This is a genomic window from Inhella inkyongensis, assembly GCF_005952805.1.
Lineage (GTDB): Bacteria > Pseudomonadota > Gammaproteobacteria > Burkholderiales > Burkholderiaceae_C > Inhella > Inhella inkyongensis.
Window position 1 is genome coordinate 2,580,193 of record NZ_CP040709.1, and the last position, 16,412, is coordinate 2,596,604.

12 protein-coding genes are annotated in these 16,412 nt (G+C 67.9%); 10 read left to right on the plus strand and 2 right to left on the minus strand.

The window, feature by feature from the left end:
- Positions 1-64: 64 nt before the first annotated feature.
- Positions 65-3,961, plus strand: coding sequence for an ATP-binding protein (locus tag FF090_RS12195; protein ID WP_138856984.1), 3,897 nt, complete (start codon positions 65-67; stop codon positions 3,959-3,961).
- Positions 3,962-5,770 carry a putative bifunctional diguanylate cyclase/phosphodiesterase gene (locus FF090_RS12200; RefSeq protein WP_138856985.1) on the plus strand — a complete coding sequence of 603 codons (1,809 nt, stop codon included), beginning with the start codon at positions 3,962-3,964 and terminating at the stop codon, positions 5,768-5,770.
- Here FF090_RS12200 and FF090_RS12205 read toward each other — a convergent pair.
- Together FF090_RS12205 and FF090_RS12210 are read right to left on the minus strand one after the other, a co-directional pair.
- The gene (locus tag FF090_RS12205; protein ID WP_138856986.1) at positions 5,763-6,992 is read right to left on the minus strand and encodes a pyridoxal-dependent decarboxylase, exosortase A system-associated; all 1,230 of its coding nucleotides are present in this window, start codon (positions 6,990-6,992) and stop codon (positions 5,763-5,765) included. The two genes, FF090_RS12200 and FF090_RS12205, sit on opposite strands and share 8 nt — an antisense overlap.
- On the minus strand, positions 6,989-8,587 hold the full coding sequence (locus FF090_RS12210) for an acyl-CoA ligase (AMP-forming), exosortase A system-associated (protein ID WP_138856987.1): 1,599 nt from the start codon (positions 8,585-8,587) through the stop codon (positions 6,989-6,991). The genes FF090_RS12205 and FF090_RS12210 overlap by 4 nt, the downstream gene beginning before the upstream one ends.
- Before the next feature lie 181 nt (positions 8,588-8,768).
- Here FF090_RS12210 and FF090_RS12215 point away from each other — a divergent pair, with 181 nt between their 5' ends.
- From FF090_RS12215 to FF090_RS19600, 8 genes are read left to right on the plus strand one after another with little or no spacing between them, the layout of a single operon-like run.
- Positions 8,769-9,023, plus strand: coding sequence for an acyl carrier protein (locus FF090_RS12215; protein ID WP_138856988.1), 255 nt, complete (start codon positions 8,769-8,771; stop codon positions 9,021-9,023).
- 11 nt (positions 9,024-9,034) lie between these two features.
- Complete coding sequence (locus tag FF090_RS12220; protein ID WP_138856989.1) at positions 9,035-9,820, plus strand: serine aminopeptidase domain-containing protein; 786 nt, start codon at positions 9,035-9,037, stop codon at positions 9,818-9,820.
- Complete coding sequence (locus tag FF090_RS12225; protein WP_138856990.1) at positions 9,817-10,701, plus strand: hydrolase 1, exosortase A system-associated; 885 nt, start codon at positions 9,817-9,819, stop codon at positions 10,699-10,701. The genes FF090_RS12220 and FF090_RS12225 overlap by 4 nt, the downstream gene beginning before the upstream one ends.
- Positions 10,698-11,393, plus strand: coding sequence for a GNAT family N-acetyltransferase (locus FF090_RS12230; protein WP_138856991.1), 696 nt, complete (start codon positions 10,698-10,700; stop codon positions 11,391-11,393). Before FF090_RS12225 ends, FF090_RS12230 begins: the two co-directional genes overlap by 4 nt.
- Positions 11,390-12,610, plus strand: a complete 1,221-nt coding sequence (locus tag FF090_RS12235; RefSeq protein ID WP_138856992.1) for a glycosyltransferase — start codon at positions 11,390-11,392, stop codon at positions 12,608-12,610. The genes FF090_RS12230 and FF090_RS12235 overlap by 4 nt, the downstream gene beginning before the upstream one ends.
- 11 nt (positions 12,611-12,621) lie before the next feature.
- On the plus strand, positions 12,622-13,950 hold the full coding sequence (locus tag FF090_RS12240) for a nucleotide sugar dehydrogenase (protein WP_138856993.1): 1,329 nt from the start codon (positions 12,622-12,624) through the stop codon (positions 13,948-13,950).
- Complete coding sequence (locus FF090_RS19595; RefSeq protein WP_246071403.1) at positions 13,947-15,053, plus strand: glycosyltransferase family 4 protein; 1,107 nt, start codon at positions 13,947-13,949, stop codon at positions 15,051-15,053. Before FF090_RS12240 ends, FF090_RS19595 begins: the two co-directional genes overlap by 4 nt.
- On the plus strand, positions 15,053-16,405 hold the full coding sequence (locus FF090_RS19600) for a phenylacetate--CoA ligase family protein (protein WP_175423636.1): 1,353 nt from the start codon (positions 15,053-15,055) through the stop codon (positions 16,403-16,405). Before FF090_RS19595 ends, FF090_RS19600 begins: the two co-directional genes overlap by 1 nt.
- Positions 16,406-16,412 lie beyond the last annotated feature (7 nt).

The following is a 16,412-nucleotide window of genomic DNA, read 5'->3' on the forward strand; positions in this document are numbered from 1 at the left end:
CCTGGGGTAGACCCTAGCCCCCAGTCGGTCACGGTCGAGACGGTGGCGCGGGCTAGCATCCGCCATGGCCCAGCCCCTGCCTGCATCGACTGCCCGCCCCCACTGGACCCCCAAAACCCCAGCCGCCTGGCTGGCGCTGAGCGCCGCCTTGGCCCTGAGTTACTGGGCCGCCGGACTGGTTGGGCTGGCCGCCGCTGTCGGGCCGGGCGGCACCACCGCCATCTGGCCGGCCACCGGCTGGGCCTTGGGCGCCCTGCTGCTGTGGGGCTGGCGGGCCCTGCCCGGCCTGGTTTTGGGCAGCCTGATCACGGACTCTCTGAGCAACCCGGGCCAAATGGCAATGGCGGTGCAGCTGAGTGCCGCCTCGATCCTGCAATGGTGCGTCATACGGGCGGTGCTGGCCGACTGGTGGCCCCGCATGCAGGCCTCGGGCGGGCGCTTTGCGCTGCGCTATGTGCTGGTCGTCTGCCTGGGATGCCTGGTGGCAACCACCGTGGGCAATGCCGTGCTGCTCTCGTTCGGCAAGCTCAGCAGCAGCGACTGGGCCTACGCCTGGCTGACCTGGTGGGTGGGGGACAGCGCCGGCATGTTGCTGATCACACCGCTGATGTTGATGGCTCTGCACCCCGGGGTGCGCGCGCACTGCGTGCTGAACCAAGCCTACCCGGTGCTGGCCATCGGCGTGGGCCTGAGCCTGTCGGGCAGCTTTCTGGTGGGCCATGTGGAGCGCGACGCGCGCCTGCGCGCCCAAGCCTCCGACCTGCGCTCACTGGCTCAGGCGGTGGAAAACCAGATGGCCCTGGGCCTGTCCGATCTGCTGCGTCTGGGAGCGCTGCATTACCGAATTCAACTCAGCGAGACCGAATTCGCCCAGAGTGCCCGCGCCATTCGCACCGAACACAGCTGGCTCAGCAGCCTGGCCTATCTGGCGCGCGTCACCCCCGAACAGCGCGCTGCACTGGAGGAGAAGCTCGGTCAAAACCTGTCCAGCGTGCAGCCCGACGGCAGCCTGCACAACGCGCCCAGCCAATCCAGCTACTGGGTGCCGCTGCGCCTTGACCCCTTGGGCGGACAGGAAGCCCGGGTGGGGGTGGACGAAGGCAGCGACCCGCTACGCCGCCCGGCCATTGAAGCGGCCCTGCGCACCGGCCGCCCAGCGCTAACCCCGGTGCTGAGCAATCTGCACTACGCCCAGGACGAGCCGCTGATCGTGCTGGCCTATGCGCCGGTGTTCGAGGCGCCGGACGCCAAGTCGGCCGCCGAGCCCACCGGCCTGGTCAGTGCCTCCTTGCAACTGCGCGATCTGCTGCAAACCGCGCTCAACCAGTTTGACCGCTGGCAGCAACCCCTGCTGCTGCTGAGCGACGACAGCCAACCCGCCGGCCTGCTGTATGACGGCCACACGCTGCAAGACCTGCCCGCCAGCGCAGCCCATACGGCCCTGCAGACCTGGCTGGGGCAGGCCAACCTGACCCAGACCATCGCCTTCGGCAGCCACCGCTGGACCCTGCGCACGCCAGCGCAGTCGGCGGACCTGCGGCCCAGCGCCGTCCAGGCCATCTCTCTGGCCATCGGCCTGGCCTTCACAGCGCTGCTGACCGCCTTCCTGATCGCCCGCTCGCGCCGCGATGAAGCGCTGACACGCTGGCGCGAAGAACTGGAGCTGCAGGTTCAGCAACGCACCCAGGAGCTAGCCGGCACCAATCAAGAGTTGCGCCACGAAGTGCTGGAGCGCCAACGCATGGCCGATCAGCTGCGCGAGTCCGGCGCCGAATTGGGCCGCCAACAGGCGCAATTGCGCGCCCTGCTCGACCACATCCCCGATCCCGTGTGGATGAAGGATCTGCAGGGCCAATACATCTTGGTCAACCCCGCCCTGGAACGCTTTTTCAATCAAGCCAGCGGCAGCCTGCTGGGGCGTCGCAGCGCCGACATCCTGCCGCCCGATCAGGCGGTGCGCGACCGCGAGTTGGATGCCAGCGCCCTCTTGGTACCAGGCCCCATCGAGACCGAAAACGAGGCCGTCGATAGCGCAGGCAAGCGCTGCGTGCACACCATCACCCGCGCGGCGGTGCGCAATGCCGAGGGCGAGCGCATCGGCGTGCTGGGCGTGGCGCGCGACATCACCAAACGGCTGGAGCGCGAGCAGGTGTTGCAGCGATTCCGCTGGCTGGCCGACAGTGCCGACCAAGGCTTCCTGATTGCCGACCTGGACCACACCGTGGTCTATCTCAATGACACCGCCAAACGCTGGCTGGCTGACACCGACTGGGACGAGGACGGAGCGCCACGCCAGCTGCCGCAGTACTGGAGCGCGGCCACCTTGGCGCAATGGCAGGCCGAAGTGCTACCGCAGCTGCGCGAGCGCGGCAATTGGGGCGGCGAGCTGGCCCTCCAAGGCCTGCCCGGCGCGCAGCCCCCGGCCCTGCTCTCACACTTCTTCCTGATGCGCGACGAGCAGGGGCAGGCCCGCTATGTGGCCCAGCTGATGACCGACATCAGCGAGCGCCTGCGCCTGGAAAAGGAACTCAACGAGGCACGGCTGCGCGCCGAGGGCGCCAACCGCGCCAAATCTGCCTTCCTGGCCAATATGAGCCACGAGATCCGCACCCCGCTCAATGCCGTACTTGGCTACGCCCAGCTGCTGCGCGAGGAGACCCATCTGCCCGAGGGCTCGCGCCAACGCGTGCAAAGCATCTACAGCGCCGGCTCGCGCCTGCTGCGCCTGATCAATGATGTGCTGGACCTCTCCAAGATCGAGGCCGGCGCGCTGCAACTGCATGCCGAGCGCATCGATCTGCGGCGCGAGATCGAGGATTCGGTGCAGTTGCTGCAGGAGCGCGCCCGCAGCGCCGAGCTGGATCTGAGCACCGAGATCGACCTGCCCGACACCCTGCCGGTGCTGCTGGACCGCGGCAAATTCGGCCAGGTGCTGGTCAATCTCTTGGGCAATGCCATCAAGTTCACTCCAGCCGGTGGGCAAGTGAGGCTGCAAGCCAGTCTGGTGGACGGCGACCAGCTGGATTTGCGCATCCAGGACAACGGACCGGGCATCGCCGCCGCCGAGCTGAGCAAACTCTTTGTGCCCTTTGCGCAGGGCGACTCCGGGCTGAAGCGCGGTGGCACCGGCTTGGGCTTGAGTCTGTCGCGCAGCCTGTTGCGCGCCATGGGGGGCGAGCTGCGCCTGAGCAGCGAAGCCGGTCAGGGCACTTGCGCCTGGATCGAATTGCCGCTGCAACGCGTTCAGGCGCCCGACACCCCGAAGCGCATGCGGCTCAAGGCCAGCGAATTGCATCTGGCGCCCGACAGCCCCTGCTGCGTGCTGGTGGTGGAAGACGACCCCGACAGCCGCGAACTGCTGGTGGCTCTGCTGCAGGGCCTGGGCTGTCAAGTCTTAGCGGCCGAACACGGGGCCCAGGCGCTGGAGCGCTGTGCGCAGCAGAAGCCCGACCTCATCCTTTCGGACATGCGCATGCCCGTCATGGATGGGGTGGAACTGCGCCGCCGCATTGCGGCCGACGAGCACTTGAGCGACATCCCGATGGTCGCGGTCACGGCCTCCAGCCTGATCCATGAGCGCGAGGCCTTCCTGGACATGGGCTTTGCGGACTTCATCGCCAAGCCCTATGACTTTGACCAGATCCTGCTGATGCTGCGCGCCCACGCCGGTGCCCAGCTGGTGCCGCGCGCCGAAGTACTGGCCAGCACCCAGCCAGCCCCCATGGCCCCCAGCGCACCGGTCGAATCGGTAAGCCCGGCGGCATCCGCGGGTCCGTTGGACTGGGCCCAGGCCTTGAGCTGGGCCCAGGCTGGCCAGGCTGTGCCGCTGCGCGCCTGGGCAGCCGAGTTGCCACCGGACGAAACCGCATTGCGCGAGGCCATGCAGGCCGCGCTGGCTCGCTACGATCTGCAGGCCGTGGAAGCCCTGCTACAACCCCGCGTGCAGACCCAGGGAGAGTGAATGAACAAGGCCAAGCTGCTCATCGTCGACGACACGCCCGAAAACATCGACCTGCTGGTCTCCATCTTGGCCGGCGCCGAGCTGGACATCCTGGCGGCCAATAGCGGCGAACGGGCGCTGGAGCTGGTGGCCCGCACCCTGCCAGACCTGATCTTGCTGGACGTGATGATGCCCGGCATCGACGGCTTTGAGACCTGCCGGCGCCTGCGCGCCGATGCCCGCAGCAAGGACATCCCGGTGATCTTCGTCACCGCCCGCGCCGAGGACGTCGGGCAGGGCTTTGCCGCCGGTGGCGCCGACTACATCGCCAAGCCGGTGCGCGCCGACGAGGTGCGCTCGCGCGTCAACCATCACCTGGAGAAGCGCCGCCTGGTGCACCAGCTGATGGAGCTCAACGGCGTGCTGGAGCAGCGCGTGCGCGAACGCACCCAGGAGCTGGTGCAGGCCAACCGCAAGCTGCGCGAAGAGATCAACGAGCGGCGCTTCATGCAGGACCGCCTCTCCTATCTGGCCACGCACGACTTCGTGACCCGGCTCTACAACCGCGACGCGCTGGAGAGCCATGTGCAGGGCCTGCTGGCGCGCGCCGACCGCGGCGAGGACAGTGCCTGCGTGGCCATGGTCGAACTGACCCGCTTCGCCATCGTCAACGACGCCTGCGGCTACATCGCCGGCGACGAATTGCTGCGCCAGGTGGCCGATCTGCTGGCCGCACTGGCCGCACCCGAAGACTTCATCGCGCGCTTAGGGGGCGACCGCTTCGCCATCCTCAGCGCACGCCCGGTGGAACCGGTGATGTCGCTGGCGCAGCGCATCAAGCAGGCCTTCGAGAGCTTTGGTTTTGTGTGGGATGGTCGCACCTACCACGTCGACGCCCGCGTCGCGGTGGTGCCGATTGGCACCGAGTACTACTCCTTCGAGCAGGTGATGGTGAAGGCCGACGAGGCCAGCTACCTGGCGCGCCGCGAAGGGGGCCCCGGTGTGCGCCTGCACCGTGCCTCGGCCCGCGACGCCGATCCGCGCGAAGCCGTCAACTGGGCCTACCGGCTTCTGGACGCGCTCAAGCAGAGTCACTTCCGGGTCTATTTCCAACGCATCGTGCCCTTGGCCGAACCCAACCCGGGTGGCCTGCGCTTTGAGACCCTGATCCGCCTGTGGGACCCGGAGTCACGCCGCATCGTCGCGCCAGGCGCCTTCATCGGCCCGGCCGAGCGCTACCAGCTGATCGATCAGCTGGATCGCTGGATGGTGCGCGAGGTGCTTTCACGCCTCTCGACCCTGACCGCCCTGCTGCCCCAGGTTGAACTGGTGACGATCAATCTATCGGCCTACTCGCTGCGCGACACCAGCTTGGCCGAGCGCATCCTCAACCTGCTGCGCGATCTTCATTTCCCCGCCAACAAGCTCTGCTTCGAGATCACCGAAACCGAGGCCATCGTCAACCTGGATGCGGCGCTCAGTTTCATGCAGGCGCTCAAAGAACAAGGCGTGCGCTTCTCGCTGGACGACTTCGGCACCGGCTTCGCCAGCTTTGCCTACCTCAAGCGCCTGCCCTTCGACACCCTGAAGATCGACGGCGCCTTCGTGCGCGACATGGACCACGACGAGGCGAACGCCACCATGGTGCGCTCCATGGTGCAAATGGCCCAAGCCCTGGGCCTGCCGGTGGTGGCCGAGTTCGTTGAGAACGGTGCGGTGGCCAAATTGCTCAGTGAACTGGGCGTTCAGTTCGCCCAGGGCTATCACTTCCACCAGCCCGAAGCCCTCAGCGAAGAAGCGCTTCAGGCCGCCCTGCTCACTCTCAAATGAGTACCTCGGTCACCTCCGGGTGACCGAGGAAGCGCGCCGGACTGGCGCTGGCGCCATAGGCGCCGCTCTGGAAGATCACCACCAGGTCACCAATCTCAGCCGCCGGCAGGGCCATTTTGTCGGCCAGCAAATCCAGCGGGGTGCACAAGGGGCCCACCGCCGAGACGGTCTCGGTCGCCCCACCCTGGCGGTTGCCGATGGTGGCCGGATAGTTCTTGCGCAACACCTGGCCGAAGTTGCCGCTGGCGCTCAGGTGGTGATTCAAGCCACCGTCGCAGACCAGATAGGTGTGGCCGCGCGAGACCTTTTTGTCAACCACCCGCGTCACATACACACCCGCCTCACCCACCAGGTAGCGACCCAGCTCGATCACCAACTCGGCCTGAGGCAGCTCGCGCGCAGCGCGCTCGCTCAACTCGGCCAAGTTGGCCGAGATCGGGGTCAAGTCCAGGCGCTGTTCGCCCGGGAAGTAGGGAATACCGAAACCACCGCCCAGGTTCAGGAAGCGGATGGGCGTGGGGCAGGCTTCGGCCAGGCGCAAGGCCAGGGCATAGCTCTTCTGCTGCGCCTCACAGATCGAATCAGGCTTGAGGTTTTGCGAGCCGGCGAACAGATGGAAGCCTTCGAACTGCAGGCCGCGCTCGCGCATCTCGGCCAGCACGGCCGGCACGCACTCGACGTCCACCCCGAATTGCTTGGGGCCACCGCCCATCTTCATGCCCGAGCCCTTGAGCTCGAAGTCCGGATTGACGCGCAGTGCCACCCGGGCCGGCAGGCCCAGCTGCTGGCTGGCGCGTTCCAGCACCGCGAGCTCGCGGGCCGACTCCACATTCACCAGCACCCCCGCCGCCACGGATTGCAGCAACTCCGGGTCGCGCTTACCGGGTCCGGCAAAGCTGATCTCGTGCGGATCGGCGCCGACATCCAGAGCGACTTTGAGCTCACCCGCGCTGGCCACGTCGATGCCGTCCACCAGGCGCGCCATGTGCGCGACCACGGCCGGCATCGGGTTGGCCTTCATCGCGTAGTGCAGCTTCAGACCCTTGGGCAGCGCGGCGCGCAGGGCGGCCACGCGGGCGTCCAGCAGGCTGCGGTCGTAGGCATAAAAGGGCGTGCTGCCGACCCGGGCGGCCACGCGGCTCAGGAGCTGACCGTTGATCAGCAGTTCGTGGCCCTGGACCTGGAATTGGTCCATGGGGACGTGAATGGGGGGCGCGCTCATAGGTTTTCCAAAGTCTGCGACAGGGCCTTGCGGTCGATCTTGCCGTTGGGGTTGCGCGGCAGTGGACCCGCACGCTCCTCCACGGTGGCCGGGATCATGTAGGCCGGCATGCGGGCGCGGCACTGTGCCAGCAGGGCCTCGCGATCCAGGCTGTCAGCCCCGGCCGGCGGCGTCGCGATCACATAGATGGCCTGGCCCAGCTGCGCATGCTCCACCCCGAAGGCCGCGCATTCGCCCACCAGCTGGGTGGCGTACAGCACCTCCTCGACCTCGGTGGGGCTGACGCGGTAGCCGCTGGTCTTGATCATCTCGTCGCGGCGACCGATGAAGTACAGGAAGCCCTCGGCATCGCGGCGCACGGTGTCGCCGCTGAACACCGCGTACTCGGGCAACTGCAGGCCGCTCAGGCGCGCTTGCGTCGAGCCGGGCAGCAATTTGTAGCGTTCGGCCGTCTTTTCAGGATCACCCCAATAGCCCAGACCCACCAGTGCACCGCGGTGCACCAGCTCACCGGGCTCATCGGGGGCACATTCGCTGCCATCCTCGCGCAGAACCAGGATCTCGGCGTTCGGGATCGCCTTGCCAATGCTGTCCGGCCGGCGGTCCACCTCTTCCGGCGGCAAATAGGTGGAGCGGAAGGCCTCGGTCAGGCCGTACATCAGGAAAGGCTGGGCGGCCGGCACGCGGGCGCGCAGTTGGTCCAGGGTGTCCCGCGGCATGCGCCCGCCGGTGTTGGCGAAGTAGCGCAGGTGCTCGTTGATGCTAGCCGGCCACTCCATTTGTGTGAGCTGGATGTAGAGCGGCGGCACGGCGGTCAGGCCGGTGATGCGCTCCTTTCCCAGCGCACGCAGCACATCGCGCGGCATCAGGTAATTCAACAGCACCACCCGGGCGCCGACGTGGAAGGCCGTGGTGAGCTGGCTGAAACCCGCGTCAAAGGACAGCGGCAGCGCGGCCAGCAGGCTGTCGCCGCTGTGATTGCCCAGATAAGAAGAGACTGACTTGGCGCCCGCCACCATATTGCGATGGCTCAGCACCACGCCCTTGGGCTTTCCTGTCGAGCCACTGGTGTAGAGGATGGCCAGCACATCGGTGTCGATCACCCGATGACCAGTGCGTGCCGGGGCCCGCAGAGCTTCGTTCCAATCGAGGATGGCCCAGCGCTGACTGCGCTGCTCGCTCGCCCCCTCGGTCAGGAATACCGCCTGCAGCTCGGGGCAGCCCTGCAACACCGGCTCCAGCTGGGCATAGCGGTCGGCCGAGGTCACCAGATAGCGCACCGAACAGTCCTGGGCGATAAAACCCACCTGCTCGGGCTTGAGCAAGGGATTCATCGGCACAAAGACCCCGCCCGCTGCCGGGGCGCCAAAGCTGGCCACCACGGTCTCGAAACGTTTTTCCAGATAAATGCCGACGCGCTCACCGCGCTGCAAGCCCTGCGCCAACAGCCCGTGGGCAAAGCCCTGCACCTGGGTCCAAAGCTGGGCGTAGCTGAGATGCTGGCCGCGATAGCTCAAGGCCAGGCTGTCGGGCGCGCGCGCAGCACTGCGCTCGATCAGCTCGTGCAGCAGGGTGGATTCGAGAGGGTGATTCATAGGGAGATCGCGGGCGATGCAAGCCCGCGCCAAACCATTGGCAAAGGTGGCCGGCAATGTAGCGCAGCCGCCCCCCGCAAGACGGGGGTTCCCCCGGGTCTGTGGGGGCCCCGGCGGTTAAAGTCTCGCGCCTTCCCCGCCGCCTTGGCGGGCTTTGTTTTTCATCTCCCGAATACCACCCATGTCCACCGACCTTCAGGCCCAAGTGCTGCGCCTTCTTGATGATGTTCTGAGCCTGGAAGGCCGCGCCCAGTCCTTCACCCGCGCCACCGCCCTGCTGGGCGCCGTGCCGGAACTGGACTCGATGGCCGTGGTTTCGCTGATGACCGCCATGGAAGAGCAGCTGGGCATCAGCATCGACGACGACGAAGTCGACGGCGATGTGTTCGCCACCGTGGGTTCTCTGACCGACTTCCTGGCGGCCAAACTCGCCTGAGCGGCTGTGTCGTGAGGCAGCAGCCCCAATTTCTCGAATGGGCGGGCGCGCGGCGCTTCGCCCTGCTGCACCGCCCGGCATCGATGCCTCGTGCGGTGCTGCTGCTGCTGCCGCCCTTTGCCGAAGAGCTGAACAAAACCCGCCGCGCCCTCGCACAGGCCTGCATGACCCTGGCCGAAGCCGGCTTTGCAGTGCTGCAGCTGGATCCCCTGGGCTGCGGCGACAGCGACGGCGATTTTGGTGATGCCGGCTGGTCCGACTGGCTGAATGATGCCCAGCAGGGTCTGCTCAAGCTGGCGGCCGAGTTTCCCGATCGCCCTCAGGTGCTGTGGGGCCTGCGCGCGGGCTGCTTGCTGGGCAGCGCAGTGGCTGAAGACCGGCCCCAGCTCTGGTGGCAGCCCGCCACGCAGGGCAAGGCCGTGCTGCAGCAGTTCCTGCGTCTGCGTCTGGCGGCTGAAATGGACGCCGCCGAGCGCAGCACCATGGCGGATCTGAAAGCCCAGCTGGCGCAAGGTCAGCCCGTGGAAGTGGCCGGCTATTTGCTCAGCCCCGCCCTGGCTGCCGGACTGGAAGCCGCCGAGCTGCAGGCCGGCAATGGGCCGACGCTGTGGCTGGAGGCCAGCAGCCAGGCCGAACCCGCCCTGCTACCCGGTTCGCAGTCCTGGCTGGCGCGCCACCCCGGCGTGCAAGCCCAGGCCCTGCAAGACCCTGCCCCCTGGGCCGCCACCGAGCTGGAAGACAGCCCGGCCCTGACGGCCGCCAGCCTGTCTTGGCTGCGAGCGCAGTTTCCGGCATGAGTGCGGACCGCATCATTTCGCTGGGCGACGGGTCAACCCAGCGTTTCGGCCTGCTGAGCCCGGGCACCGCGTCCGTGGGCGTGGTGGTGCTGGTGGGCGGCCCGCAGTACCGCGCGGGCTCGCACCGTCATTTTGTGCAGCTGGCCCGCTTTCTGGCCCAAGCAGGCACACCCTGCCTGCGCTTTGATCACGCCGGCATCGGTGACAGCTCAGGCAACAACCCGGGCAACAACGCGGGCGCCCTGCCGGACTTCTGCGCGCTGGACGCCGAGGTGGATCTCGCCATCAGCGCTCTGATGCAGGCCCAGCCCCAACTGCAAGGTGTGGTGCTGTGGGGGCTGTGCGATGGCGCCAGCGCCGCCCTGCTCTACATGGCACGCCGCAATGACCCGCGCGTGCGCGGCCTGTGCCTGCTCAACCCCTGGGTGCGCTCCGCACAGGGCGAGGCCCGTGCGCGGGTGCAGCACTACTACTGGGAGCGTCTGCGCAACCCCGAGTTCTGGCGCAAGCTGCTGGGCGGCGGCGTCGGCCTCGGGGCCCTGAAGGGCTGGTGGGCCGCACGCCAATTGGCCCGCCAGGCCGCGCCCGCAACTCCATCGGGCGCCACGCAGTGTTATCAGATGCAGATGGCCCAGGGCTACCAGGCCTTTGCCGGCCCGCGCTTGGTCCAGCTCAGCGGACGTGACCACACCGCACGCGAGTTCGAGGCCGCCGGCGAGCTGTTCCCGCTCTGGCGCAACTGGCAATCCCATGCCGGGCTGACGCTGCAGCACTACCCCGAGGCCGACCACACCTTCTCGCGCCGTGCGCTGCAACAGCAGTCCTTTGAGGATCTGCTCAGCTGGCTGCACAGCCACTGGCCGCAGGAGGCCCGCGCATGATCGGCCTCTGGAAGGGCTTGCGCGCGCAGTTTGATCGCGCCACCACCCTGCTCTACATCACGCACCGACTGCTGGAGAAATGCAGCGGTGGGCGCGCGGGCCTGGTGCCCTATCTGCTGTATGCCCAACCTCTGGGTCAGCTCGGAAATGCTGCGCTGGCCTCCGTCAAGGACGACCCGCAGACCCAGATCGCGCTGTGGCCGGCCGGCGATGCCCGTGTGGCGGCCTTCCCGCGCCCGCCTGAGGTCATGGCGGAACGCTGGGCCAGTGGCTCGCGCTGCTACGGCGCGGTGGTCAAGGGTGAGGTGGCCGGCTGCATCTGGATCGCGCTGAACGAGCACCTGGAGGACGAGGTGCGTTGCCGCTACCAACTGCCCCAGGACGGCGTGTGGGACTACGACGTGCTGGTGCTGCCGCGCTGGCGCCTGGGCCGCACCCTGGCCCGCTTATGGAAGGCCGTGGACGCCGACCTGGCCGCCGAGCAGCGCCGCTGGAGTTTCAGCCGCATCTCGCGGTTCAACCGCGCTTCCATCGGCGCCCACGAGCGCCTGGGCGCACGCGTGGTGGGAAGCGCCACCTTTCTGAAGCTCGGCTCCTGGCAGCTGAGCTGGCAGGGCGCTGCGCTGCTACCGCATTGGGACGGCCGCTCGGGCTGCCCGACCCTGACCCTGCACGCTCCGAGCACCCCATGAAGCGCGTCCTCCTCATCGCCTACCACTTCCCGCCGCTGGCGGGCTCCAGTGGCATCCAGCGCACCCTGCGCCTGGCCCAACAGCTTCCGCAGTTTGGCTGGCAACCCACGGTGCTGACCTGTCAGTCCCAGGCCTACGAGCGCACCAGCCCGGATCTGGCCGCCGAGTTGCCGGCCGATCTGCATGTCGAGCGCGCGTTTGCGCTGGACACCGCACGCCACCTGGCCATCGCCGGCCGCTACTGGGGGCGGCTGGCCCGCCCCGACCGCTGGATGAGCTGGCGTTGGGATGCGGTGCGCCGCGGCCTGCGCCTGATTCGTGAGCAGCGTATTGACGCCATCTGGTCCACCTACCCCATTGCTACCGCGCACACCATTGGTGCCGAACTGGCCGCGCGCAGCGGTCTGCCCTGGGTGGCGGACTTCCGCGATCCGATGGCCCAGGATGGCTACCCCGCCGACCCGGCCACGCATGCGGCCTATTGCCGCATCGAGGAGCAGGTGTTTGGCCGCGCCCGGCTGGCCACGTTCACGACCCCCAGCGCGCTGGCCGACTACCGCGCCCGCTTTCCCAAGACATCAACGCGCCTGGAGTTGCTGGAAAACGGCTATGACGAGGCCAGCTTTGGCGCCGCCCCCCAGCCCGAGCCGCTCAACCCCGGCCGCTTGACGCTGCTGCACAGCGGCATCGTCTACCCCTCCGAGCGCGACCCCACCCAACTGTTCGAGGCGCTGGCCGCCCTCAAGGCCCAGGGCCTGGGCGAGCGGCTGCGCCTGCGCTTTCGCGCGGCCGTGCACGACGAGTTGCTGCGCCAACTGGGCGCCCAGCATCAGGTGACGGAGATGGTCGAGATCCTGCCGGCAGTGGGCTACCGCCAGGCCCTGGCCGAGATGCAGCAGGCCGACGGCCTGCTGGTCATGCAGGCGCGCAATTGCAATGCGCAGATCCCGGCCAAGATCTACGAGTACCTGCGCGCCGGCCCCGCCGTGCTGGTGCTGGCCGACCGCGCCGGTGACACCGCCCAGGTGCTGCGCGCCGCCGGGCTGCAGCAGCAGGCCCAGCTCGATGAGGCCAGCGACATCCAGGGTCTCTTGACCCGCTTCGCCCAAGACCCCACCGCGCCGCAGTGGCGCCCTCAACCCGACGCCATCCAGCAGGCCTCGCGCCTGGCGCGCAGCGGCCAGCTGGCCAGCTGGCTGAACCAAATCACCTCCTGAAAGACCCCATCATGAACATCAGCATCTTTGGCCTTGGCTATGTCGGCGCGGTTTCCCTGGCCTGCCTGGCCCGCGATGGCCACCAGGTCATCGGCGTGGATATCGACGCCAGCAAGCTTGAACTGATCGCCGCCGGCAAGACCCCGGTGGTCGAAGAAGGCATGGTCGATCTGATGCAGCAAGTGGCCGCCAGCGGCCGTGTCAAGGTCACCACCGATGCCGAGGCCGCCGTGGCCGATTCGGAAATCTCGCTGGTCTGCGTGGGCACGCCCTCGGCCGCCAATGGCAGCCAGGACCAGACCGCCGTGCTGCGCCTGGCTGAGGCCATGGGCCGTGCGATTGGGGCCAAGTGCGAAAAGAAGGCCGCGCCCCATGTGGTGGTGTTCCGCTCCACCCTGGTGCCGGGCACCGTCGAGGACGTGCTGCGTCCCATCATCGAGAAGGCCTCGGGCAAGAAGGACGGCGTGGACTTTTTCTTGTGCTTCCAGCCCGAGTTCCTGCGCGAAGGCTCGTCGATCCGTGACTACGACAAGCCGCCCTTCACGGTGGTGGGCGCCAACCACGAAGAGCCGCTGAATCGCCTGCGCCAGCTCTTCGGCCACCTGCCCTGCCAGTTCCTGCCCACCTCGGTGCGTGCCGCCGAGATGATGAAGTACTGCTGCAACAACTTCCACGCGCTCAAGATCACCTTCGCCAACGAGACCGCGCGCCTGTGCGCGGCCCTGGGCGTGGACCCCTTCGAGGTGATGAATCTGGTCTGCCAGGACACCCAGCTCAACATCTCCAAGGCCTATCTGAAGCCGGGCTTCGCCTTCGGCGGCTCCTGCCTGCCCAAGGACCTGCGCGCCACCAGCTATTTGGCCAAGACCCGCGACGTCGAGCTGCCCATGCTGTCGGCCATCCTGGCCTCCAACGAAGCGCATCTGAACCTGGCCTATGAGGCGGTGATGGCCTCTGGCCGCCGCAAGATCGGCTTCGTCGGCCTGTCCTTCAAGACCGGCACCGACGACCTGCGCGAGTCGCCCCTGGTGACCCTGGCCGAACAGCTGATCGGCAAGGGCATGCAGCTCTCGGTCTATGACCCCGAGGTGCATCTGGCCCATCTGCTGGGTTCGAACCGCCGCTATGTCGAGACCCATCTGCCCCATATCGGTCAGCTGCTCAAGCCCGAGCTGGAACAGGTGATTGCCGAGTCCGACTACCTGGTGGTGGGCCTGGCCGATGCGCGCGTCTATGCCGCGCTGGCCCAGCATGCCCGCGCCGACCAGCTGGTGCTGGACCTGGTGAACCTGCCCAACCGCGCCGACATCAAGGCCGAGGTCAAGGGCCTGAGCTGGTGATCACGGCCAGCGCACCTGCCGACCTGCGCCTCTGCGTGGTGGGCCCGCTGCCGCCCCCCTCGGGCGGCATGGCCAACCAGTGCGAGCAGCTGGTGCGCCTGCTGCGCGCCGAGGGGCTGCAGGTTGAGCTGGTACGCAACAACCCGCCCTACCGCCCGGCTTGGGTCGGCCGGCTGCCGGTGCTGCGGGCCTTCGCGCGCCTGCTGCCCTACCTGTGGGCGCTTTGGCGAGCCGCAGGGCGCAATCAGGTCATGCATGTACTGGCCAATTCCGGTTGGGCCTGGCATTTGTTTGCCGCGCCCGCGCTGTGGATCGCGCGGCAGCGCGGCTGTGCGGTGGTGCTGAACTACCGGGGCGGGCTAGCCGATGAGTTTTTTGCCAATGCACCGCGCCATGTGCTGAAGAGCCTGGCCCGGGTGCAGCTGCGCGTCACGCCGTCCAGCTTTCTGGAGCGCGTGTTCGCCAAGCACGGCCTGCACGCCGAGGTCATCCCCAACATCATCGACCTGACGCGCTTCAGGCCGCGCCCCGAGACCGATCCAGGCGCGGCGCCGCATCTGGTGGTGACGCGCAATCTGGAGCCCATCTACGGCATCCCCACCGCGCTGCAGGCCTTTGCCCTGCTGCGCCAGCGTTGGCCGCAGGCGCGTCTGACGGTGGCGGGCTCCGGCCCCGAGCTGGAACGGCTGCAACTGCAATGCCGAGCGCTGGGCATTCAGGATGCCGTGCACTTCAGCGGCCGCATCGCCAATGCCGACATCCCGGCGCTCTACGCCAGCGCCGATTGCGTGCTCAACCCCACCACCGCCGACAACATGCCCATCTCCATCCTGGAGGCCCTGGCCTCGGGTGTGCCGGTGGTGAGCACCGATGCCGGCGGCATCCCTGACTTGGTGCGCCACGAACACAGCGCCCTGCTGGTGCCGGTGGGCGACGCCCAGGCCCTGGCCGACGCGGCCGCGCGCGTGCTCAGCGATGCACCGCTGCGCGCGCGCCTGCGCCAGACCGGTCTGCAGCAGGTCCAGGCCTATGCCTGGCCCGCCGTGTTTCGTCAGTGGCTGGCCGCCTACCAGCGCGCCGCCGGCCTACAAGGATCTGCCTGATGGGTCTCTACACCTCGATCTGCTCGGGCCTGATCTTTCCGCTGCACGAGCGCCTGAAAAAGCATGACTCGGTGGCCGTGCGCCGCCGCCTGGAAGCCAGCCAGTGGCACACCCCGGCGCAGATCGAGGCCGAGCGCACCGAGCGCCTGCGCGCCTTCCTGGTGGACATCGGCCAGCACGTGCCGCACTACCGCGCGCTGTTCTCAAGCCTGGGCTTTGACCCCAGGTCGGTCAGTAGCCTGCAGGACCTGCAACGCCTGCCGCTGACCGACAAGCCCACGATGCGCGCGGCCGGTGAAGGACTGAAGGCCGACGACCATGGGGTGCTGACGCGCTACAACACCGGCGGCTCCTCAGGCGAGCCCTTGATCTTCTACATGGGCAAGGCGCGCAAGAGCCACGATGTGGGCGCCAAGTGGCGCGCCACCCGCTGGTGGGGCGTGGACATCGGCGACCCCGAGCTGGTGGTCTGGGGCAGCCCGATCGAACTCGGTGCGCAGGACCGCATCAAGCGCTGGCGCGATGCGCTGCTCCGATCCACCCTGCTGCCGGCCTTTGAGATGTCGCCGGCCAATCTCGACCGCTTCGTGGCCGAGATCCGGCGCCTGCGCCCGGCCATGCTGTTTGGCTACCCCAGCAGCCTGTCCTTGATCGCCCAGCACGCCCAGTCCAAGGGCCTGCGCCTCGACGATCTGGGCATCAAGGTCGCCTTCGTGACCTCGGAGCGGCTCTACGACGAACAGCGCCAGACCATCGAGCGGGCCTACGGTTGCCCCGTGGCCAATGGCTATGGGGCACGCGATGCCGGCTTCATCGCCCACCAATGCCCGCAGGGCAGTCTGCACATCAGCGCTGAAGATCTGATTGTCGAAACCGTGCGGCCGGATGGCTCGGTGTGCGAAGCCGATGAGGCGGGCGAGATCGTCGTCACCCATCTGGCCACCCGCGACTTCCCCTTTGTTCGCTATCGCACCGGCGACGTGGGCGTGCTCTCCAGCCAGCCCTGTGCCTGCGGACGCGGCCTGCCCGTGCTGGCCGAGGTGCAGGGCCGCACCACCGACTTCGTGGTGGCCCAGGACGGCACCGTGATGCACGGTCTGGCGCTGATCTACACCCTGCGAGACATCCCCGGCGTGGCGCGCTTTCGCATCGAGCAGGAGAGCCTGGACCACACCCGGGTGCTGCTGGAACGCGGCCCGGGATTCGACGACCGCGCCCTAGAGCGCATCCAGCACGATTTCCATGCCCGCTTAGGCGCTGGCGTGCACATCGAGGTCCAGTTGATGGACCAGATTCCCAACGAGGCCTCGGGCAAATTCCGCTACGTGGTCAGCAAGGTCCGCCCGCGCTAGTCCAGAC

What these genes read in the sequence shown, in the direction of transcription:
- FF090_RS12230 (WP_138856991.1), top strand. Translation starts at nt 10,698, where the DNA reads ATGATCGGCCTCTGGAAGGGCTTGCGCGCGCAGTTTGATCGCGCCACC.
- FF090_RS12235 (WP_138856992.1), top strand. Translation starts at nt 11,390, where the DNA reads ATGAAGCGCGTCCTCCTCATCGCCTACCACTTCCCGCCGCTGGCGGGC.
- FF090_RS12215 (WP_138856988.1), top strand. Translation starts at nt 8,769, where the DNA reads ATGTCCACCGACCTTCAGGCCCAAGTGCTGCGCCTTCTTGATGATGTT.
- FF090_RS12205 (WP_138856986.1), bottom strand. Translation starts at nt 6,992, where the DNA reads ATGAGCGCGCCCCCCATTCACGTCCCCATGGACCAATTCCAGGTCCAG.
- FF090_RS12195 (WP_138856984.1), top strand. Translation starts at nt 65, where the DNA reads ATGGCCCAGCCCCTGCCTGCATCGACTGCCCGCCCCCACTGGACCCCC.
- FF090_RS12240 (WP_138856993.1), top strand. Translation starts at nt 12,622, where the DNA reads ATGAACATCAGCATCTTTGGCCTTGGCTATGTCGGCGCGGTTTCCCTG.
- FF090_RS12225 (WP_138856990.1), top strand. Translation starts at nt 9,817, where the DNA reads ATGAGTGCGGACCGCATCATTTCGCTGGGCGACGGGTCAACCCAGCGT.
- FF090_RS12210 (WP_138856987.1), bottom strand. Translation starts at nt 8,587, where the DNA reads ATGAATCACCCTCTCGAATCCACCCTGCTGCACGAGCTGATCGAGCGC.
- FF090_RS19600 (WP_175423636.1), top strand. Translation starts at nt 15,053, where the DNA reads ATGGGTCTCTACACCTCGATCTGCTCGGGCCTGATCTTTCCGCTGCAC.
- FF090_RS12200 (WP_138856985.1), top strand. Translation starts at nt 3,962, where the DNA reads ATGAACAAGGCCAAGCTGCTCATCGTCGACGACACGCCCGAAAACATC.